This window comes from Streptomyces sp. NRRL F-525 (assembly GCF_000716605.1).
Classification (GTDB): Bacteria; Actinomycetota; Actinomycetes; order Streptomycetales; family Streptomycetaceae; genus Streptomyces.
Map to the genome: position 1 here is coordinate 46923 of NZ_JNXE01000037.1, position 20225 is coordinate 67147.

The 20225-nt window shown below is 69.9% G+C and carries 19 protein-coding genes; 9 read left to right on the forward strand and 10 right to left on the reverse strand.

All coding sequences use genetic code 11. The annotated features are described in order from the left end of the window. Window positions 1-32: 32 nt before the first annotated feature. Entirely contained in the window at window positions 33-3881 is a 3849-nt protein-coding gene (gene scy, locus OO69_RS37655) for a polarized growth protein Scy (protein WP_033285427.1), read from the reverse strand. 209 nt (window positions 3882-4090) lie between these two features. Further along, on the reverse strand, window positions 4091-4531 hold the full coding sequence (gene mce / locus OO69_RS37660) for a methylmalonyl-CoA epimerase (protein WP_033285428.1): 441 nt from the start codon (window positions 4529-4531) through the stop codon (window positions 4091-4093). 149 nt (window positions 4532-4680) lie between these two features. Here mce and OO69_RS37665 point away from each other — a divergent pair, with 149 nt between their 5' ends. The 3 genes from OO69_RS37665 (at window position 4681) to OO69_RS37675 (ending at window position 8289) form a co-directional block, all read left to right on the forward strand. Then, window positions 4681-5883, forward strand: coding sequence for an acetyl-CoA C-acetyltransferase (locus tag OO69_RS37665; protein ID WP_033285429.1), 1203 nt, complete (start codon window positions 4681-4683; stop codon window positions 5881-5883). A gap of 33 nt (window positions 5884-5916) precedes the next feature. After that, window positions 5917-6873, forward strand: a complete 957-nt coding sequence (meaB, locus tag OO69_RS37670; RefSeq protein ID WP_033285430.1) for a methylmalonyl Co-A mutase-associated GTPase MeaB — start codon at window positions 5917-5919, stop codon at window positions 6871-6873. 183 nt (window positions 6874-7056) lie between these two features. Continuing rightward, window positions 7057-8289: an MFS transporter gene (locus OO69_RS37675; protein ID WP_033285431.1), complete on the forward strand. Its 1233-nt coding sequence runs from the start codon at window positions 7057-7059 to the stop codon at window positions 8287-8289. 264 nt (window positions 8290-8553) lie between these two features. Here the strand turns inward: OO69_RS37675 and OO69_RS37680 are convergent, their stop codons facing one another. The 5 genes from OO69_RS37680 to OO69_RS37700 form a co-directional block, all read right to left on the reverse strand. Then, complete coding sequence (locus OO69_RS37680; protein ID WP_033285432.1) at window positions 8554-9030, reverse strand: MarR family winged helix-turn-helix transcriptional regulator; 477 nt, start codon at window positions 9028-9030, stop codon at window positions 8554-8556. A gap of 92 nt (window positions 9031-9122) precedes the next feature. Continuing rightward, the gene (locus OO69_RS37685; protein WP_033285433.1) at window positions 9123-9920 is read right to left on the reverse strand and encodes an AIM24 family protein; all 798 of its coding nucleotides are present in this window, start codon (window positions 9918-9920) and stop codon (window positions 9123-9125) included. Beyond that, window positions 9917-10567 carry an AIM24 family protein gene (locus OO69_RS37690; RefSeq protein ID WP_033285434.1) on the reverse strand — a complete coding sequence of 217 codons (651 nt, stop codon included), beginning with the start codon at window positions 10565-10567 and terminating at the stop codon, window positions 9917-9919. Before OO69_RS37690 ends, OO69_RS37685 begins: the two co-directional genes overlap by 4 nt. 1 nt (window position 10568) lies before the next feature. After that, the gene (locus OO69_RS37695; protein ID WP_033285470.1) at window positions 10569-11201 is read right to left on the reverse strand and encodes an AIM24 family protein; all 633 of its coding nucleotides are present in this window, start codon (window positions 11199-11201) and stop codon (window positions 10569-10571) included. 88 nt (window positions 11202-11289) lie between these two features. Further along, on the reverse strand, window positions 11290-11613 hold the full coding sequence (locus OO69_RS37700) for a DUF6191 domain-containing protein (protein ID WP_033285435.1): 324 nt from the start codon (window positions 11611-11613) through the stop codon (window positions 11290-11292). A gap of 123 nt (window positions 11614-11736) precedes the next feature. On the opposite strand from OO69_RS37700, the gene OO69_RS37705 reads away from it, so the two are divergent. Beyond that, entirely contained in the window at window positions 11737-12087 is a 351-nt protein-coding gene (locus OO69_RS37705; protein ID WP_033285436.1) for a DUF3817 domain-containing protein, read from the forward strand. Then, window positions 12084-12377, forward strand: a complete 294-nt coding sequence (locus OO69_RS37710) for an MTH1187 family thiamine-binding protein (protein WP_033285437.1) — start codon at window positions 12084-12086, stop codon at window positions 12375-12377. Before OO69_RS37705 ends, OO69_RS37710 begins: the two co-directional genes overlap by 4 nt. Window positions 12378-12421: 44 nt before the next feature. On the opposite strand, the gene OO69_RS37715 is transcribed toward OO69_RS37710, so the two are convergent. Together OO69_RS37715 and OO69_RS37720 are read right to left on the reverse strand one after the other, a co-directional pair. Beyond that, window positions 12422-13081 (reverse strand): hypothetical protein, encoded by a 660-nt coding sequence (locus OO69_RS37715; RefSeq protein WP_051801501.1) that lies wholly within the window; start codon window positions 13079-13081, stop codon window positions 12422-12424. 31 nt (window positions 13082-13112) lie between these two features. After that, window positions 13113-14111, reverse strand: coding sequence for a phosphotransferase (locus OO69_RS37720; protein ID WP_033285438.1), 999 nt, complete (start codon window positions 14109-14111; stop codon window positions 13113-13115). A gap of 229 nt (window positions 14112-14340) precedes the next feature. On the opposite strand from OO69_RS37720, the gene OO69_RS37725 reads away from it, so the two are divergent. Next, window positions 14341-16125 (forward strand): glycosyltransferase family 2 protein, encoded by a 1785-nt coding sequence (locus OO69_RS37725; RefSeq protein WP_033285439.1) that lies wholly within the window; start codon window positions 14341-14343, stop codon window positions 16123-16125. 3 nt (window positions 16126-16128) lie between these two features. Next, window positions 16129-18084 carry a kelch motif-containing protein gene (locus OO69_RS37730; protein ID WP_033285440.1) on the forward strand — a complete coding sequence of 652 codons (1956 nt, stop codon included), beginning with the start codon at window positions 16129-16131 and terminating at the stop codon, window positions 18082-18084. Between the two features lie 12 nt (window positions 18085-18096). On the opposite strand, the gene OO69_RS37735 is transcribed toward OO69_RS37730, so the two are convergent. Beyond that, the gene (locus OO69_RS37735) at window positions 18097-19089 is read right to left on the reverse strand and encodes a glycoside hydrolase family 6 protein (protein ID WP_033285441.1); all 993 of its coding nucleotides are present in this window, start codon (window positions 19087-19089) and stop codon (window positions 18097-18099) included. A gap of 174 nt (window positions 19090-19263) precedes the next feature. Here OO69_RS37735 and OO69_RS37740 point away from each other — a divergent pair, with 174 nt between their 5' ends. Beyond that, complete coding sequence (locus OO69_RS37740) at window positions 19264-19773, forward strand: MarR family winged helix-turn-helix transcriptional regulator (protein ID WP_033285442.1); 510 nt, start codon at window positions 19264-19266, stop codon at window positions 19771-19773. Window positions 19774-19829: 56 nt separating this feature from the next. Then, window positions 19830-20168: a DUF3817 domain-containing protein gene (locus OO69_RS37745; RefSeq protein WP_033285443.1), complete on the forward strand. Its 339-nt coding sequence runs from the start codon at window positions 19830-19832 to the stop codon at window positions 20166-20168. Window positions 20169-20225: the final 57 nt, after the last annotated feature.

Genomic DNA, 20225 nt, shown 5'->3' on the forward strand with positions numbered 1-20225 from the left:
CCCCGTAACACCCCGAACCTCACAGGGGTTTCTTAACCTTCAACAGACTTGCCACCCGAACGAGTTGCGCCCGCCGTGGCTGCCGCCTTGACCCCGCCGTCCTTGGCCGCTGTCGGGGCCTCGAAAGACTCCAACGCTTCCAGGACGTCCTGGACACGGGAGATTTCGGCGTTGATGTCCTCGCGGCGGCGGACGAGCACTTCGAGGTCGCGCTTGCCCTCCTCGACCGTGCGGCGGGCCTCGCGGATCGCCTCCGCCTTCAGCTCCTCGGCCTCGCGGATGAGCGTGGCCTTCTTCTGCTCGGCCTCCTTGAGGAGACCCTCGGCCTTCTTCACGGCGGCGATACGGACCTTGCCCGCCTCGGAGTTGGCCTCCGAGACCAGCTCCTTGGCCTTCATCTGGGCCTTGCCGAGCTGCTCCTCGGCCGCCTTGATGAGCGCGTCGCAGCGGTCGCCGGCCGACTTCATCGTCTCGGCGGACTCACGGCGGGCCCGCTCGTGCAGGTTCTCGATCTCCGTGGTGATGCGGTCGCGCAGTTCCTCGGAGCGCTCCCTTATGGCGGTGGCGTCCCGGCGCGCGCCGACGAGCAGCTCGTCCGCGTCCGTACGGGCCTGCTCCACCCGGGAGTTGCCCTCGACCGTGCCCTCGGACACCAGCCGGTCCGCCTCGGCGCGGGCCGCGCCGACCATGGAGTCGGCCTGTGCCTCGGCGTCCGCCGTGGTCTTCTGCGCCTGCTGCTGGGCCTCGCTGAGGAGTTTGTCGGCCTCGGCCGCGGTCTCCGTGATGAGGGTGTCGACCTGCTCGGCCGCCTCGGAGCGCCGTTTGTTGGCCTCCTTGCGGGCCTCGTCCAGCGTCCGCTCGGACTCCTCGCGCGCCGCCGAGGTGACCCGCTCGGCGTCCGCCTCCGCGTTCGCCTTGAGACGTGCGGCCTCGCTGCGGATCCGCTCGGACTGCTGCTGCGCTGAACCCACCGTGTCGGCGGCCTCGGCGCGCAGCCGCTCCGCGTCCCCGGTCGCGTCCGAGATGAGTTTCTCGGCCTTGGCCACGGCCTCCGAGCGCACCCGCTCGGCCTCGTTGATCGTCTCGGTCTGGAGCCGCTCCGCCTCCGCCGTCACCTCGGTGATGAGGGTGTCGGCCTGCGTCGCCGCGTCCGAACGGATCCGGTTGGCGTCCTCGCGGGCGTCCGCACGGGCCCGCGCCGCGTCCTGGTCGGCCTGCGCGATGGTGTCCGAGGCCTGGGCGCGTGCCTGCTGGGCGTGGTCGGCGGACTCCGCCCGCAGCCGCTCCGCCTCCGCGATCGCGTCCGAAACGGTGCGCTCCGCGAGGGCCTTGGCCGCGTCCGTCTCCTCGGCCGCCCGGCGCCGGACGCGGTTGGCGTCCTCGGTGGCCCGCTCCCGCTCGCTGTAGGCGTCGGCGCGGACCCGGTCCGCCTCCTCCTGCGCCTCGCGCCGGGTGCGGTCCGCCACGTGCTCGGCGGCCGACCTGATCCCGGCGATCTCCTCCTGGGCCTGCTCGTGCAGTCCGGCGACCGACTCCCGTACCTGCTGGGCGTGCTGCTCGGCGCCCGACACCATCTCGGTGGCGCGCCGGTCGGCCTCCTCGACCAGCCGGACGGCCTCGGACTGCGCCTCCTCGACGCGGTTGCGCGCCGAGGCCAGCAGCTCCTCGCTCTGCTCGCGGGCCCGCTCGCGCTCCTGCCCGGCCTCCTCACGGGCCGACCCGAGCAGCTCCTCGGCCTCACGACGACGTCGTACGGCCTCCTCCTGCGCGGCGGCCAGCGTCTCCGACGCCTCCGTGGCCAGCCGCTCGGCGGCGGCCTGGGCCTCCGCGCGGACGCGGTCGGCGGTGTCCTGCGCCTCGGTCTTGAGCCGCTCGGCCTCCGCGGACGCCTCGGACCGCAGGCGTACGGCGATGGCCTCGCCCTCGGCGCGGGAGGCGGACGCGTCGGCGGCTGCCTCGTTGCGCAGCCGGTCGGCCTCCGCCTCGGCCTGTGCCTGGAGGGAGCGGATGCGGTCGGCGGCCTCGCCGCGCAGGCGCTCGGTCTCCTCGGCGGCCTCGCGGCGGATCCGCTCGGCCTCCTCGCGGGCGTCGGTGAGCGCCTGTTCGGCGGCGGCGAGCCGTTCCTCGGTCTCCGTGTGCAGCCGCGTCAGGCCCTCGGCGGCCTCCTCGCGGCGTGCCTCTATGGCCCGCTCGGTCTCGTCGCGCAGATCGCGCGCGGCCTGTTCGGCGTCGGCCTTGATGCCCTCGGACTGCTCGATGACCTCCGCGCGGTGGCGCTCGGCCTCCTTGCGGGTGCGGTCGAGGGTCTCCTCGGCCTGCCGGCGCAGGGTGGTGGCGCGCTCGATGGCCTCGGTGCGGACCTTCTCGCTGTCCGTGGTGGCCGTCTGGCGCAGCTCGTCGGCGTCCGCGCGGGCCTTCGACAGCAGTTCCTCGGCGGTCTTGGCCGCCTCCTCGATCTGCTGGACGGCTTCACGGCGGGCCTCGGCGCGGATGCGCTCGCCCTCGCCGACCGCGTCGGCCCGCAGCTGCTCGGCCTCGCCGCGCAGCCGGCGGGCCTCCTCCTGCAGCTCGACCGTCTTGGCCCGGTACTCCTTGGTGTCGTCCTTCGCCGCGCCCTTGAGCCCCTCGGCGATGTCGTGCGCCTGGGCGCGCAGCCGGTCGGCCTCGGCCTCCGCCTCGGAGCGGATCCGCTCGGCCTCCTCGGTGGCGGCCTTCGTGGTGTTCTTGGCGTCCTCGGACGCCTTGTCGAGGACTTCCTCGGCGGTACGGGCGGCCTTCGCGAGCTGGGAGGCGGTCTCCTCGGCGGTGAGGCTGCGGGCGTTCTCCTCGGCCTCCGCGACGATCTTGTCGGCCTTGGCCTGGGCCTCGGCGACGACCTGCTCGGCGTCGGACTTGGTGGCCTCGGCCTCCTTGGTGGCCTCCGTGACCAGCCGGGCGACCTGTTCCTTCGCGGTCCGCGTGCGCTGCTCGTTGGCCGACTCGGCGCTGGAGAGGGCCTTGGCGGCGGCTTCCTTCGCTTCGCTGAGGACCTTCTCCGCCTCGAGCCGCGCCTCGCGCAGTGAGGTTTCGGCCTCGGCCATGCGGGTCTCGGCGGCCCGGCTCAGCTCGGTGGCCTGACGTCGGGCGGAATCCGACTCGTTGACCGTGGAGCTGCGCAGCTGCTCGGCGTGGTCGGTGGCCTCCTGGGCCTGCGAGGACGCCGCGTTCAGCAGCCGCTCGGCGTCCGTGCGGGCGCGGCGCAGCAGCTGCTCGGCCTCCGCGCGGGCCGCCTCGGCGTCCATCTCCAGCCGCTGCCGGGCCTCGGTGGCGACGCGCTCGGCCTCGGCGCGGGCGGCGGCCAGCGCTTGCTCGGCCTCGGCGCGCGACTCGTCGACGAGACGGCGGGCCTGCGACTCGGAGCGGGCGCGGAGCTGCTCGGCCCACGCCACGTTCTCGTTGACGTGCGACTCGACGGTCTGCCGGCGCTCGGCGAGCTCCTGGTCGAGCTGCTGGCGCCGGGTCACGGCCTCCGTGTGCAGCTCGGCCTGGAGGCGCGCGGCCTGCTCGGCGTGCTCCTGGAGGATGCGCTGGGTCTGCGCGCGGGCCTGGCTCAGCTCCCGCTCGGCGTCCTGCCGCAACTGGTCGGCCTGGACCTGGGCATTACGAAGCATCTGCTCGGCCTGATAGCCGATGTCACCGCCGTCGTAAGCCGGTCGGGACATGAGGGTGCGGCGCGCCTCGTGCAGCTTGGCGCGCAGCACCTCGACCTGGTAGCCGAGGTCCTCGGCATGCTGGATCGCCTTTTCCCGCTCGGTCTTCAGCCGCTCCATCTCGGCCTCGAACCGAGAGAGGTGGTCGACGTCAGCCGCCGGCTCTCGCTCCTGGCGTTCGTAGCCCCGCACTGCGCGGTCCCATCCGTCCCCTGGTCGCGGTTTACTCCAACGAGCGCCGTCCATCCACCGAACGGTGCTCCCGGGGAATGGTGTCAGATCAACGACGGAGCATGGGCTGCTGCCCGACGCTCGCCCCCCGAAACCCGGACCCCGGCATGCCGTTGCCCTGGTTGCGAGCGACGACCGACCCCAACCCTACCGGCCCATATGTACGAGGGTCAGTGCTCAGGTGACTCAACAGGCGCCGAAGTGACCAGTTCTGTCAGTACGCCATGGCAATCCTTTGGGTGCAGGAACGTGATCCGTGACCCCATGGAACCGCGCCGGGGCTCCTCGTACAGAACGCGTACGCCCTTCCCGCGGATGTCCTCGGAGTCCGTGTCGACATCCGCCGTACCGAAGGCGATGTGGTGGACCCCCTCCCCGTTCTTCGCCAGCCACTTCCCCACGGCGGAGTCCTCGCGGGTGGGTTCGAGGAGCTGGAGGTAGGAGGCGCCGCCGTCGTCCGTGTTGTTGATCTTCAACATGGCCTCGCGCACGCCCTGTTCCTCGTTGACCTCGGAGTGGAACACCTCGAAGCCGTACGTGGCCCGGTAGAACTCGACTGTCTTGTCGAGGTCGAAGCAGGCGATCCCGATGTGGTCGATTCGCGTCAGCATGTATGTAGTGCAGCGCTCGCGCGGTGGTTACGCAACGTGCGCGCGATCACACCGACGGCCCGATGACGGGGTGGACTACCGCTCAGTACATTTCAAGTAAACCCTCGTTCACTCCTCAGCTGAAACACGCTGGAAGGGGATCGCACCTCATGTCTGGAACGAACAGCACGACCTCGGTGATCGTCTCGGGCGCCCGGACGCCCATGGGACGCCTGCTGGGCTCCCTGAAGTCCTTCTCCGGCGCCGATCTCGGCGGCTTCGCGATCAAGGCCGCCCTCGACCGTGCGGGTATCGGTGGCGACCAGGTCCAGTACGTGATCATGGGCCAGGTGCTCCAGGCCGGGGCAGGGCAGATCCCGGCACGCCAGGCCGCCGTCAAGGCGGGCATCCCCATGAGCGTCCCGGCGCTCACCATCAACAAGGTCTGCCTCTCGGGCCTCGACGCCATCGCGCTCGCCGACCAGCTCATCCGTGCAGGTGAGTTCGACGTGATCGTCGCGGGCGGCCAGGAGTCCATGACCAACGCCCCCCACCTGCTCCCCAAGTCCCGCGAGGGCTACAAGTACGGCGCGATCGAGATGCTCGACGCGATGGCCTACGACGGCCTGACCGACGCCTTCGAGAACATCGCGATGGGCGAGTCCACGGAGAAGCACAACACGCGCCTGGGCATCCAGCGCCCCGAGCAGGACGAGATCGCCGCCCTGTCCCACCAGCGGGCCGCGGCCGCGCAGCAGAACGGCGTCTTCGAGGCCGAGATCACCCCGGTCGAGATCCCGCAGCGCAAGGGCGACGCGGTCGTCTTCAGCAAGGACGAGGGCATCCGCGCGGAGACCACGGTCGAGTCGCTGGGCAAGCTGCGTCCGGCGTTCACGAAGGACGGCACGATCACCGCCGGTTCCGCCTCGCAGATCTCGGACGGTGCGGCGGCCGTGGTCGTGATGAGCAAGACCAAGGCGCAGGAGCTGGGCCTGGAGTGGATCGCCGAGATCGGCGCCCACGGAAATGTGGCGGGACCCGACAACTCCCTCCAGTCGCAGCCCTCGAACGCGATCCTGCACGCCCTCAAGAAGGAGGGCCTGGAAGTCGAGAACCTCGACCTGATCGAGATCAACGAGGCCTTCGCCGCCGTAGCGGTCCAGTCAATGAAGGACCTCGGGGTGTCCACGGAAAAGGTGAACGTCAACGGCGGCGCCATCGCCCTGGGCCACCCCATCGGCATGTCCGGCGCCCGGCTCGTCCTGCACCTGGCCCTGGAGCTCAAGCGGCGCGGCGGCGGGGTCGGCGCGGCGGCACTGTGCGGCGGCGGCGGTCAGGGTGACGCGCTGATCGTGCGGGTACCCAAGGCCTGAGCCCGTACATACGTCGCTAGGAATGGAGCTGTGATGCAGGACGTCGCCTCGCTGGTGGCCCAGGCCAGGGAAGGCCGGCCGCGGGCCGTGGCCCGGCTGATCTCCCTGGTGGAGGGGGCGTCCCCCCAACTCCGGGAGGTCATGGCGACCCTCGCACCGCTGACCGGCGGGGCCTACGTCGTCGGCCTCACCGGATCGCCGGGCGTGGGCAAGTCGACATCCACGTCCGCGCTGGTCACGGCGTACCGCAAGCAGGGCAGGCGGGTCGGCGTCCTGGCCGTCGACCCGTCCTCGCCGTTCTCGGGCGGCGCCCTGCTCGGCGACCGCGTCCGCATGTCGGACCACTCCTCCGACCCCGGCGTCTACATCCGCTCGATGGCCACCCGCGGCCACCTCGGCGGCCTCGCCTGGTCGGCCCCGCAGGCGATCCGCGTCCTGGACGCGGCGGGCTGCGACGTGATCCTGGTCGAGACGGTCGGGGTGGGCCAGTCGGAGGTCGAGATCGCCTCCCAGGCGGACACGTCGGTCGTCCTCCTGGCCCCCGGGATGGGCGACGGCATCCAGGCGGCCAAGGCCGGAATCCTGGAGATCGGCGACGTCTACGTCGTCAACAAGGCCGACCGCGACGGCGCCGACGCGACCGCCCGCGAGCTGAACCACATGCTGGGCCTCGGCGAGTCCCGTGGCCCCGGCGACTGGCGCCCCCCGATCGTCAAGACGGTCGCCTCCCGCTCCGAGGGCATCGACGAGGTCGTGGAGGCGCTGGAGAAGCACCGGGCGTGGATGGAGGAGCACGGCGTCCTCGCGGAGCGCCGAACGGCCCGCGCCGCCCGCGAGGTGGAGACGATCGCGGTGACGGCCCTGCGCGCCCGCATCGGTGACCTGCACGGGGACCGACGGATCGGGGTTCTCGCCGAGCGGGTCGTGGCGGGGGAGTTGGACCCGTACCGGGCGGCGGACGAACTGATCGCGGGCATCACGGAGGGATGATCGCGGGGGCCACGGACAGCCAACTCGATGGTCAACACCCGTGTCCCGTTGGTACGTTGACCGTGTGTTCCTCCTCTTGGCATAGGGCCCGCCCCGGCCCGCGCACGGCAGACGACAGTCGCATCGCCGTCGCGCGGCCCACAGGCGTCCCCTTCTCCTGCCTCCAGTTGAGGAACTTCTCGCATGTCCGCGTCTTCTTCCACGCCGGCTCCGGCGTGCCCTTCGTATGCCGCCGTACTCCAAGTCCCGTACGCCCGCCGCACGTTCGCGGCCGCGCTCGTAGGCCGTCTGTCGTACGGCATGGTCTCCCCGGCGGTCCTGCTCGCGGTCGTCCGCGCCACCGGCTCCTACGCCGCCGCCGGCACGATCATGGCCGTCTTCGGCACCGCGACCGTCCTCCTCCTGCCCCTGCGCGCCGCCCTGGTCGACCGCCACGGCCCGCGCCGCGCCCTCCTCCCCATGGCGATGCTCTACGGCGGTCTCCTGTGCGTCCTCGCGGCGGTGAGCTGGAGCCCCGGGACGCCGGAGGTGGTGCTCGGCGCGGTGGCCGCGCTGACGGGCATGTGCGCGCCCCCGCTGGGACCCACGATGCGCTCCGTGTGGGCCGAACTCGTCGGTGACCGTGGGTTGTTGCAGCGCGCGTACAGCCTCGACGGTGTCGCGGAGGAACTCCTGTACGTCGTCGGCCCGTTGGCCGTCGGCGGCGTGCTCAGTTTCGCTCCACCGGCTGCGGGGGTGCTGCTCAGCGCGGCCCTCATCGTGACCGGGACGATCGCGTTCGTCCTGTCACCGGCGCTGTCGGGTGTGCGTGTATCGGCAGGCGCGGGGCGGGGGTTGAGGCCGGCGCGGGTTCGTGGGCTGCTCGGTCCGGTGGTCGTGGCCGGGGGGATGGGGCTCGCGTTGAGTGCGGTCTATCTGCTGGTGATGGCGTTCGTGGAGCAGCGGGGGTACGGCGATGACGTGGTGCCGTGGGTGTTGGCGGCGTTGTCGGCGGGCAGTGCGGTGGGTGGGCTTCTGAACGGGGCGGTCAACTGGCGTGTGGCTGCGCGGGTTCGGTTGTCCGGGGCCGCGTTGGGGCTTGGGGTGGCGTTGGCTGCGGCCGGTTTTGCCTCGGGGGTGTGGTCGCTCACCGTGGCGGTTGGGTGTGCGGGTCTCTTTGTGGCGCCGGCGTTGACGACTGCGTATCTGCTCGCCGATGAGGTGGCTTCGCCGGAGGTGCGGACGCAGGTGGGGGCGTGGGTCAACATGGCGGTGAACGCGGGGAGTTCGGGTGGGTCGGTGGTGACGGGGCTGCTTGTGGGGCGGGTGCCGTTGGGGGTTTGTTTCGTGGTTGCCGGGGTGGTGGCTGGGGGTGCGGGGGTCGTGTCTTGGCTGCCGGCTCGTGGTGGCTGGTCGCGCAGTTCCCCGCGCCCCTAAAAGCAGGGCGTTGTCGTGCCCCGGCATTGCAGGTCCCGGGCGGTTGCCATGCAGCCGTCCGGGACCTCTCCAGCGCAGGTGGCCAATATTCAGCCGGCCCGTCCCTGCCTCTCCACCGCAGGTCGGCGCAATCCGGTCCGTCCGGTGCCTCTCCAACGCAGGGCGGCAATATTCAGCCCGTCCGGCGTTTGAGGACGAGGCCCCTTTAGGGCCGATGGGGGTCTGGGGGCGGAGCCCCCAGAACGGCCTCGGCGCGACGGACGGTCAGGGGCGTCCCCGTTGGCCCCTCAGGTGTTCCGCGATCGGCTTCAGCGTGCTGCTGAGGTCCGACAGGCCATCGGGGCTGACGAGGTCGATGAAGTGGCGGCGTACGGAGGCGACATGGTGGGGCGCGACCTTCTTCATCGTCTCCAGGCCGTGGTCCGTCAGCACCGCGTACAGGCCCCGGCGGTCCGACTCGCAGTTCTCCCGGCGGACCAGATCCGCGTTCTCCATGCGGGTGATCTGGTGCGATAGGCGGCTCTTGGACTGGAGCGTGGCGGCCGCGAGGTCGCTCATCCGCAGCCGTACGTCCTCCGCCTCGGAGAGGTTCACCAGGATCTCGTAGTCGTTCATCGTCAGGCCGAACGGCTGCAGGTCCTTCTCGAGTTGGTACGTCAGCAGCCTGTTGACCTCCAGATGGGTGCGCCAGGCGCACTGCTCCTCATCGGTCAGCCAGCGCGTGGCCGTCTCGGTCTCCATGAATGAAGTCTACCTAAAATGTTGAAAGGCGAACTAGTGAGGGTGGCGTGACGGCGCGCACACGTTCGACGTCACACTCCGCAGACTACCGCTCACAGCCCGAAGCGACGCTGGAGGTCCCCCAGCTGTCCGGGAAGGCGCGGTGCGCCCGCTTGCTGTGCGGGGCCTGTGGGGACCCCGCCCCCGCCCGGTACCCCCGGCTCGTGCGGCACAACCCCTGTGGCCTGCTCGGGCATCAGGTTCTCCGACGACTGGAGCAGCACCGTGCCCGCCCCGACGAACTCGAACTGGTGCTCCTCCCCGGAGGCCCCGCCGATGCCCGTCATCGCACGTAGACCGCCCATCAGGCCGGTCATGTACGCGTGGTCGTAGTGATGGCAGGGGGAGGGGCAGTCGGCCCAGCCGACGAGGGCCTGCGGATCCACCCGGATCGGGGGTTCCACGAACACCACCGGGCCGCTCGACGCGGCCACGATCTTGCCCGTTCCGATGAGTGTCAGAAACCCGGGAACAATCGACTGCTTGAGAGCGAGACTTGGCTGAAAAGCGAGCAGGTTGCCCGAGCGAATGGTCATGTTGGCGTCTTCGAGGTCGTACGCGTTGACGTCGAAGGCCCGGTCGGCGAGCAGCATCTTGCCCGAGCCGTCCGCCACGACCCAGTCGCTCGCGTGCAGAGGCGAATGGAACGACGTACGGACAAGTCGGTCGAGTCGCCCGTGCCCGATGCCGTTGAACTCCATCGAGCCGTAGTAGGCGATCATCTTCCCCTTCTGCAGGAACCACTGGCTCCCCTTGAGCTCCACGCAGAAGGTGTACTTGTTGACGTTGTCGTCGACCGGGAGGGTCATCGGGTCGTAGATCGTGGGGCCCGATCCCGCGTACTGGCTCACAGCTTCTCCTCGGACGCCTGGACGTACACCGCGCCGTTGCCGCTCAGCTCCAGCTGGAACGCCTCGCCGGAGCCCCGGCCCACCATGTCGCGCCAACCGAGCGCCGCGGACAGCTTGTTGCGTACGTCGCCGTGGTGGGCGACGTAGGCCTGCGGGTCGACGTGGACGGGTCTGCCGGGGGTGATCGGGACCTCGAAGACGCCGCCGTGGGCCATCACGGCGACCGCGCCCTGACCCTGGAGGGTGGTCGTGAACAGGCCCTGGCCGGTGACCTGGCCGCGGACCATGCCCATCACGCCGCCCTGCGAGCCCATGAACATCGTGCCCTGCTGGAGGGTGCCCTCGAAGGCGAGCAGGCGGTCAGCCTCCACGTAGAGGGTGTCTCCGGTGAGGTTGATGATCTGGATGTGGTGGCCGCCGTGACCGAACATCACGGTGCCGCTGCCCTCGACGGTCATCAGGGGGGTCGCCTCGTTCGCCACCCGGCGTCCGAGCATCGACATCACACCGCCCTGGCCGCCCTGGATGTTCGGGGTGAAGGAGACGTCGCCCTTGTAGGCGAGCATCGCGCCGCGCTGACTGAACAGCCGCTGGCCCGGCACGACCGTGGCCTGGATCATCTTCGAGTTGATCTCGGTGAACGCCATGTCACACGTCCCCCGCGATCGTGTTCCGCTCGCTGGGCTGGACGTAGACGAGCCCGTCGCCCTCGAAGCGGATCTGGAAGGCCTCGCCGCCGCCCTCCCCGAAGAACGTGCGGAAGGTCACACCGGACTGGAAGGACTGCTGGAGATTCCCCTGGTGCGCGATGTACGCGCCGGGGTCGACGGTCAGCGGGTACTGCCGGCTGACCCGCAGCACCACGGCCGGACCGTCCGACATGATCGCCGCCTGGCCGTGCCCCTCGACGGTCGTCGTGAACAGCCCGTTCCCCTGCGAGGCGCCGCGCAGCCCGGTGAACGTGGTCCCCGTCCGCAGCCCGGCGTCGGTCACGAGCAGATTGCTCGACTCCACGTACAGCTTGTCCCCCTGGAGATTCACGAGGTTGATCTCGGAGGCCCGGTCCGCGAACCAGCACGTCCCCTGCCCCCTCACCTCCATCACCGTCATCTGCTCACCGGTGAGCCGCCGGGTCACCATCCCCCGGATGCCCTCACCGCCGCCGGTCATCTTCTTGAAGGCCATCTGTCCGTCGTACGCGACCATCGAGCCGTTCTTCGCCTTCACGGCGTCCCCGGTCATGTCGACGGCGAGCACCTTGCTGCCCTGGAGTCGAAACATCGCCACGCAGCGAAGGTAACCGCAGGGGCGCGGTCGAGGACAGGGCCCGTGGGTGGAGAACGACCCTGACCTGCCCCCTAAGGGCGGCCTACGCCGTGTCTCGGGGTGGGGTCAGCCGGATGACCGCGGTCCCCGCGCGCAGGTCGACGGTCGACCAGGGCGGGTCCCCGTCCTCCTCGTCGTCCCGCATGACCAGCGCGCTCTGCCGTTCCTTCAGCTCGGTCTGCTTGCCCGGCGACAGGCTCGCGTGCAGCTGCTCGAAGCCGGTCGCGGATATCTGCCCCTGCCGCCCGGAGTTCCGCCAGGGGAGCATTCCGGCGCGGCCGGCCTTCAGGAGCAGCTGGTCGAGGAACGCGAGCGCGGTCAGCAGCACCACCAGCCCGGGCAAGGTCATGAAGAAGACGAACTGCACGAGCACTCCCGAGACGTCGGCTGCGGACCCCCAGTCTCGGCTCGCTCAGCCGTTTGCCACAATGGGTGAACGTTTGTGCTCGCGTTCACAAACCGTCGACGTACCTCCCACCGAAGGTGACCCGTGGACATCAAGACCGCCTCTGCCATCCGCCGCCTCCGCCTGATCTCCGTGCCGGAGGGCATCTCCTGGCTCGTGCTCGCGACCTGCACGGTCATCAAGTACACGGTTGACTCCGGCGTCGACGTCGCCCGCTGGCTCGGGCCGATTCACGGCGTTCTGTTCATCCTGTACGTGCTTTTCTGGCTGGACGCCTGGAACCGCACCAAGTGGGACCGGAAGACCGCTGCCTGGTACTTCGCGTACTCGATCATTCCTGGCGGTGGCTTCGTCGCCGAACGTCGCCTGCACCGCGCGAGCCAGGACGCGATCATCGCGGCGCGCGCCCGCCAGGAAGGGATCGTGAACGCATGATCGTCGCCTTCTCCGTGACGCCCCTCGGCGTCGGCGAGGACGTCGGGGAGTACGTAGCCGACGCCGTTCGCGTGGTCCGCGAGTCCGGCCTGCCCAACCGCACCGACGCGATGTTCACGTCCATCGAGGGCGAGTGGGACGAGGTGATGGACGTGGTCAAGCGCGCCGTCGCCGCCGTCGAGGCCCGCGCCCCGCGCGTCTCCCTCGTCCTCAAGGCAGACATCCGCCCCACCGTGACGGACGGTCTCACGTCCAAGGTGGAGACGATCGAACGGCATCTGGCGGAGTAGTGGGGGCGTTGCCCGGGGCGGGGAAGTCGGAGGAGCCAGGGCAGTCAGGGAAGCCAGGGCTCGAGGCCCCGCCCCACCGCCTCCAGCACCTCACCCGGCGTCAGCTCATCCGCTCGTTCCACCACAACGAGCCCCCACCCATGCCCCCGCACCGAGCCAAGCGTCACCGCGTGCTCGCGCCGTAGGTAGGTCACGGCCGACGCGAGGTCCGACACCGGCGGGGTCACCTCGTACGCGGTGAGTTTGCCGACGTACCGGTCGAGCCACTCCGGTCCCTCCCGTTCCCCGGCGCGGGACAGCGCGACCCCGGCGTCCCCGTCGAGGAGGACCACCACCGGGCGGACCGGGGCCGGCACACGCGTGAGGTCGGCCATGAACGTGGCGATCGTCTCCTCGCCGTGCCCCATCGCCAGCAACGTCGGTACGAACGGCACCAGCGCGTCCGCGACCACCACGTCGTCGCCGTGAGCCGGCACGGACGCGACGAACCGCTCCGTCGCCGCGACCAGCGTCTCCAGACCGACCGCTCCCGTCGCCCCGAACTCCTCGGCCACCGCCCCGAATTGAGGCCGGGTCAGAATCTCCTCCTCGCGGAAGTGGTCCACCCGCAGCCCCGCCCCGACGAGCGACCGGGACAGCCCGGCGCACAGCGTCGACTTGCCGATCCCGGGAGCCGCTCCCCACACCGACACCAGAACCGTCACCCCCAACTCCCCACCACAGCCCCGCAGTCGCTCACCCCACCCGCCCCACCGCCGCACTCAACCGCGACACCACCCCCAACTCCGGCACCCACCCCATCGCGGCGACAGCCTGCCCGCTCCCGAACTCCCGCTGCGCCGCCGTCACCGCGGGGTCGATCGCGCACTCGGCCTGTACCCGCACATAGTTCAGCGCGGTGGCGAAGAGCATCGAGAACGACTGCGGACCCTGTACGACGGCGCGTCCCCCGGCACTGTGATACGCCCGCGCCACCCGCACGCCCACCTCCACATCCCCCTCGTTGCCGCCCGACCACATGAACAGGGCGCGGGCCAACTCCCGTTCCGCGGAAGCGGATCCGGCGTTGTCCCAGTCCAGGAGGACGGGACCGTCCCGGCCGATCAGGACGTTCTGGGGCTGCAGGTCGAGGTGGGACGTCACCAGGTCGGCGGGGTCGGACGGGGTCACCCAGGGCGCCAACTCCCTTGCGGAGGTGGCGATGAAGCGGCCCAGCTCGTCCGCCCACGGGAGACCCGCGCGCCGCACCTTCCCGTGCAGCTCCTTCCACTCCGCCTCCTCCGGGCACCGTTCGTACCAGGAACCCGGCAGCTCCCTCTCGCCCTCGCCCGCCCGGTGCAGCAGCGCCATGGTCCGCCCGAACCAGTCCAGGACGTCCGGGTCGGACACGTCCGCGGGGGTGCCGTCGATCCAGTCGTACAGCTTGATGTCAGAGCCACCGGAGGGGCCGCCGGAAGAGCCGTCGGCGTCGAGGTGTGAGACGTACGCCCCCTCCCGGTTCCGCATCAGCCGCGGCGACGCGATCCCCAGCCCCTCCGACGCCTCCCGTAACGCGGCCTCCCGGCGGACCTGGTCCTCGTCGCAGCCGAAGAGGAGTTCCTTGACGGCCCAGGAGGAACCGTTGCCCGACAGCTTCCAGATCTGTCCCAGCGCGCCCCGCGTGACGGGCGCCAACGTCCACGGTCCGGCGCCGAGCGCGTAGGTCTCGGCGATGAGATCGACGGTGTCGTGCATACGGATGCCTCCCGGGGCGCTGCTGCGGATCATGACGGGCGCATTCTTCCCGAGCCGCTCCCCGGCCGGGGTTCCGCCGCCGGAGTCAACTCCCCACCCACCTGGACGCACCCAGTTCGACACGCCCCTATATGTCCACTTGTGTGTGGGTATCGGCCCGGTCGATCTTGGGAACCCAGCGGTTCCTCGGACCCGGGCGTCGATCACTCCTCAATCATTGGAGGGCGCTGTGCGGCCGGAGGGCTACGACTACGACACCTACAGCCGACTGGCCGGGCCGCTCACCGAGCCGTCCGGTGGGTCGTACCAGGTGCAGTACACCTCGCTCCTCTCGCGCGAGCCCCACCGAATACGCGCTGTCCTCCTGATGAGCCTCGCCCCGGTGCTCACCGCCGCCCTGCTCGTCTATCTCGTCTGGCCCTCCCACTGGGTCGAGCGCGAGGGCGGTCAGGAGTGGATGGTCGGGCTCGACGTCACGATGCTGATAGCCATCGGCCTCATCGAGCTGTTCATGGTCGTCAACGTCGCCTCCGTCGCCCACGCCACGCTGGTCGCCCGCGACCCGATCCCCGTCGTCCCCGCCCCCGGCACCCGCGTCGCCTTCCTCACGACGTACGTCCCGGGCAAGGAACCCCTCTCCATGGTCCGCGCCACCCTCGAAGGCGCGGTCAGGGTCACGCACACCGGGCCGGTCGACGTCTGGCTCCTCGACGAGGGTGACGACGAGCAAGCCAAGGCCCTGTGCGCCGAGTTGGGCGTACGGCACTTCACGCGGCACGGAGTTCCCGAGTGGAACCGCCCCAAGGGTGTCCACAAGGCCCGTACGAAGCACGGGAATTACAACGCCTGGATCGCCATGCACGGCGGCGACTACGAGTTCTTCGCCTCCGTCGACACCGACCACGTGCCGCTCCCCAACTTCCTTGAGCGGATGATGGGTTACTTCCGCGACCCGGACGTCGCCTTCGTCGTAGGACCGCAGGTGTACGGGAACTACCACAACCCCGTCACCAAGGCCGCCGAGTCGCAGCAGTTCCTCTTCCACGCGCTGATCCAGCGCGCCGGAAACCGCTACCGGGCCCCCATGTTCGTCGGCACCAACAACGTCGTACGGATGGCCGCCGTCAAGCAGATCGGCGGGCTGTACGACTCCATCACCGAGGACATGGCCACCGGCTTCGAGCTGCATCGGCACCGCAATCCCCTGACGCGTACGCACTGGCGGTCCGTCTACACGCCCGACGTGCTCGCGGTGGGGGAGGGGCCGGCCTCCTGGACCGACTTCTTCACGCAGCAGATGCGGTGGTCGCGCGGGACGTACGAGACGCTGATCAAGCAGTACTGGAAGGCGCCGTTCACGATGCCTCCGGGGCGGCTGTTCTCGTACACGATGATGCTCGTCTACTACCCGATGACGGCCGTCAACTGGCTGCTGGGCATCATGAGTTGCTTCCTGTTCCTGTGGTTCGGGGCGTCCGGTACGCAGGTCGCCGCGTCCGTGTGGCTGATGCTCTACAGCGACGCTGCCGCGCTTCAGATCGGGCTGTATCTGTGGAACCGGCGGCACAACGTCTCCCCGCACGAGCCGGAGGGGTCGGGCGGTCTGGCGGGCATGGCGATGTCCGCGCTCTCCGCGCCCATCTATCTGAAGTCCTTCGGTGAGGCGCTGATCCGTCGGCCGAGCCGGTTCGTCGTCACCCCCAAGGGCGGCGACGCCAGTCCGGACCGGGTGATGACCTTCCGGATCCACCTCTTCTGGGCGATCCTCCTGGCGACCTCGCTGGCCGCCTCGGTCGTCCTCGACCACACCCACGCGGCCATGCGCACCTGGGCCGTCCTCGCGATGGTCATCTCCCTTGCCCCGCTGGGGGTCTGGGTCGGCTCGCTGCTCAAGGAGCGCCGGGAGCGGCGGTCGTTGCTCGGCGGCACGCGCACCCTCGACACCGCCGAGCCCGCGCTCGCCACCACCGGGGCCGGTCCGTCCGTCTCCAGCACCACGACAGGGGGCAACTAGACCATGGCCTTCCAGCCGTCCCAGAAAACCAGGAAGACCGTCCTCGGTATCGGCGGCATCGCCGTCCTGGCCGGTCTCAACGCCCCGGCCGCCCTGGACTTCGCCGGTGAGCAGTACCACGAGTACAAGATCACGCGGCCCGACTACATGGCCAAGTACGGCTCCTGGGACCAGATCGACATCCCGAAGGAGTACCGCACCAACGCCATCCACGCCTCGCTGCTGCACACCGGCAAGGTGCTGATCGTGGCCGGGTCGGGGAACGAGCAGAAGAAGTTCAACGCGGGTTCGTTCGACACCGTGCTGTGGGATCCGAAGGCCAACACCTTCAAGAAGATCCCGACCCCGGTCGACTTCTTCTGCGGCGGACACAGCCAACTCCCCAGCGGCAACCTGCTGGTGGCCGGTGGTACAGCTCGCTACGAACTGCTCGACGGCGAGGTCAAGCGGGCCGGCGGCGGTATGCGCGTCAAGAACGAGAGCCCGAACAAGGCGATGTTCCTGAAGAAGGGCACCGTCTTCCGCTCCCCGGCCGGCGTCGACTACGTCAGCAAGTTCGACGTGACCGTCCCCAAGGCCAAGCGCGAGTTCAAGGTGACGTACAACGCCCGCGGTGTGATGCAGCCCTGGCAGACCAAGGTCACCGCGAGCGAGGTCCGCGTCTTCGTCGAGGCCGCCGAGGCGGGCCCGATGTCGGTCACCGAGAACCAGGCCCAGTACGACATCGTCGGCCTCAAGGGCAAGGACGCGAACAACACGTACGGCCTCTCCGAGAAGATCACCCTGGAGAAGCAGGACTACCAAGGCATCCGCGCCGCCTACGAGTTCGACCCGAGGGCCGAGCGGTACATCCCCGTCGACCCGATGGAGAAGGCCCGTTGGTACCCGACCCTCGTCGGCCTCGACGACGGCCGCGTCCTCGCCGTCTCCGGCCTCGACGACGTCGGCGTGATCGACCAGGGCGACAACGAGATCTACGACCCGAAGACCAAGAAGTGGACCCCGGGCCCCAAGCGGTACTTCCCGACCTACCCGGCCCTCTTCCTCACCAAGGGCGGCAAGCTCTTCTACCCGGCCTCGAACGCCGGCTACGGACCCGCCAACAAGGGCCGTGAGCCCGGCATTTGGGACCTGAAGACCAACAAGTTCACCAAGGTCGCGGGCCTCAACGACCCCGACGAGACCGAGACCTCGTCCTCCCTCCTCCTGCCGCCCGCGCAGGACCAGAAGGTGATGATCCTCGGCGGCGGAGGCGTCGGCGAGTCCAAGAAGTCGACCCCGCGCACCGCGGTCGTCGACCTCAAGCAGGACAGCCCGGTCTTCAAGGACGGCCCCAACCTCCCCCAGGGCACCCGGTACTTGAACAGCGTGATCATGCCGGACGACTCGGTCTTCACCACCAACGGCTCCTCGGACTACCGCGGCCGCAGCGCCAGCAACATCTTCAAGGCGCAGTTCTACGACCCGAAGGGCAACGCCTTCCGTGAGGCCGCCGCCCCGATGGTCGGCCGCAACTACCATTCCGAGGCACTGCTGTTGCCCGACGGCCGGGTCGTCACGTTCGGCTCCGACCCGCTCTTCGACGACCAGGCCAACACCAAACTGGGCCACTTCGAGCAGCGCATGGAGATCTTCACCCCGCCCGCGCTGCACAAGAACGGCACCAACAGGCCGGTCCTGCAGGACGGTCCGGAGACCCTGGACCGGCACCACCGCGCGACCTTCCGCACCGACCACCCCGAACGGGTCGTCAAGGCCCGTCTGATGCGGCCGAGTTCGGTCACGCACACGACGGACGTCGAGCAGCGCTCCATCGAACTCGGCCTCGTCAAGGACGGCAAGTCGGTGACGGTGGACGTCCCGAACGACCGGGCCCTGGTGCCGCCCGGCTGGTACATGCTCTTCGTGACGGACGCGCAGGGCACGCCGTCGGAGGCCAAGTGGATCCAGGTCCAGTGACCAACCGGGTTGCTACGCCTTGGAGTTGCGCGCCAGCTCCAAGGCGTACTCCGGCCACCACTGACCGGCGTCCGGGCCGCCCTCGCAGGTGCCGTCCGAGGCGCCGGGCCGCTTGATCCACAGATAGGCGTCCAGGGCCTGCTCGCCGGTGTCGGTCGTCGGCCGGGTGCCGAGGCCCCGGCCGGGCGGGTTGCACCAGGCGCCGTCCAGCGGGCCGTTGCCGTTGCGGCTGGTGTCGACGACGAAGTGCTTGCCGCCGAGGTCGCGCGACAGTTGGACGCCGTACTTCTTCGTCACCGCGTCCGTCTGGAAGTTGGACACGTTGAGCGAGAACCCGTCGGCCTCCTCGACCCCGGCCCGCTTCAACGGCTCCACGAGCTTCGAGGAGTCCTGGATCCAGGACGGGTTGCCCGCGTCGAGATACACCCGCGTCCCCGACTGCTGCTTCAGCCGGACGACCGCCTCGCTCAGCAACTGCTCCCGCTCGCCCTGGTATTCGCCGGGCGTGCAGCCGTCCACCATGTGCGCGACGGCGTCGGGTTCGAGCACGACGAGTGCCTTCGCGTCACCCAGCGCGTCGGCGAACTTCCCGATCCACGCCCGGTAGGCGTCGGCGTCCCCCGCTCCGCCGGCCGAGTGCTGACCGCAATCGCGGTGCGGGATGTCGTACGCCACGAAGAGCGCCGTCCGCCCCTCCTGGCGCGCGGCCGCGGTCGCCGCCGTGATCACCGGGCCGGGGTCGATCTCACCGGCCGGCCACAGCGCGGTCGGCTGGTCGGCGATCCGCTTGAGCAGGGCGGCGTCCTGCTTGCGCCCCTCCCGCTCCCACATCTGGATCTGCTCGGCCGCCGGGCTCGCCGGGTCGACCCAGAAGGTCGTGTCGCCCATCGGCCCCTTGGACCGGGCACCGGCGACGGAGGCCTCGTCGACGTCGGACGCGGACGAACAGCCCACCGCGAGCCCGAGGACCGTGAGTGCCGCGAACGTGCGGATCAGCCGGGACATGCTGCTCCCTTGCGCGAGGAGATATTCAGTGACAATCAGTCAGTAAGCCTGGCAATCCTGACACAGGGCGGTTGGTCCGCCCGGGCGCGACACCGGGTGCGTCGGCGCGGCCCCCGGGACCGATGGGCGAGACGGGGCTGACCACGATGTGACCGGCCGGTAAGGTCTGGTGCCGTGTCAAAGCCGCTCAGTCTTCCTTTCGACCCCATCGCCCGCGCCGACGAACACTGGAAACAGCGCTGGGGAAACGTGCCGTCCATGGCCGCCATCACCTCGATCATGCGGGCGCAGCAGATCCTGCTCGCCGAGGTCGACGCGGTCGTCAAGCCGTACGGACTGACCTTCGCGCGTTACGAGGCACTCGTTCTCCTCACCTTCTCCAAGGCGGGCGAGCTGCCGATGTCCAAGATCGGCGAGCGGCTCATGGTGCACCCCACGTCGGTGACGAACACCGTGGACCGGCTGGCGAAGTCCGGTCTCGTCGCCCGGCGCCCCAACCCCAACGACGGCCGCGGCACCCTCGCCTCCATCACCGACAAGGGCCGCGAGGTCTGCGACGCGGCCACCCGCGACCTGATGGAGATGGACTTCGGGCTGAGTGCCTACGACGCCGAGGAGTGCGGGGAGATCTTCGCGATGCTGCGGCCGCTGAGGGTCGCCGCGGCGGACTTCGACGAGGAGTGAGCCGGGCCGCCGACCCGGGGAAAGATCGCCCGGAACGGGTGGTTACGCTCGTCCTCATGAAAAAGAGCGTGTTCACCCGCTACCGCGTTTTGGCGTACACCACGGGTGTGCTGCTGGTCCTGCTCTGCCTGAGCATGATCGCCAAGTACCTCCTGAAGATCGACGGCGCCGGGAGCTTCACCGAGGTCGTCGCGATCGCGCACGGCTGGCTCTACGTCGTCTACCTCCTCTTCGCCTTCGACCTGGGCTCCAAGGCGAAGTGGCCGGTCGGCAAGCAGCTGTGGGTGCTCCTCGCGGGCACGATCCCGACGGCCGCGTTCTTCGTCGAGCGGAAGATCAGCCACGAGCTGGAGGGCCGCTTCGCCGAGCCGGCCCCGGTCGCCGCGAAGGTCTGAGCCGCACCGCTTCCACCGCCGTACGGGTCGCGTACGGCGGTCAGCCATCGACATTTA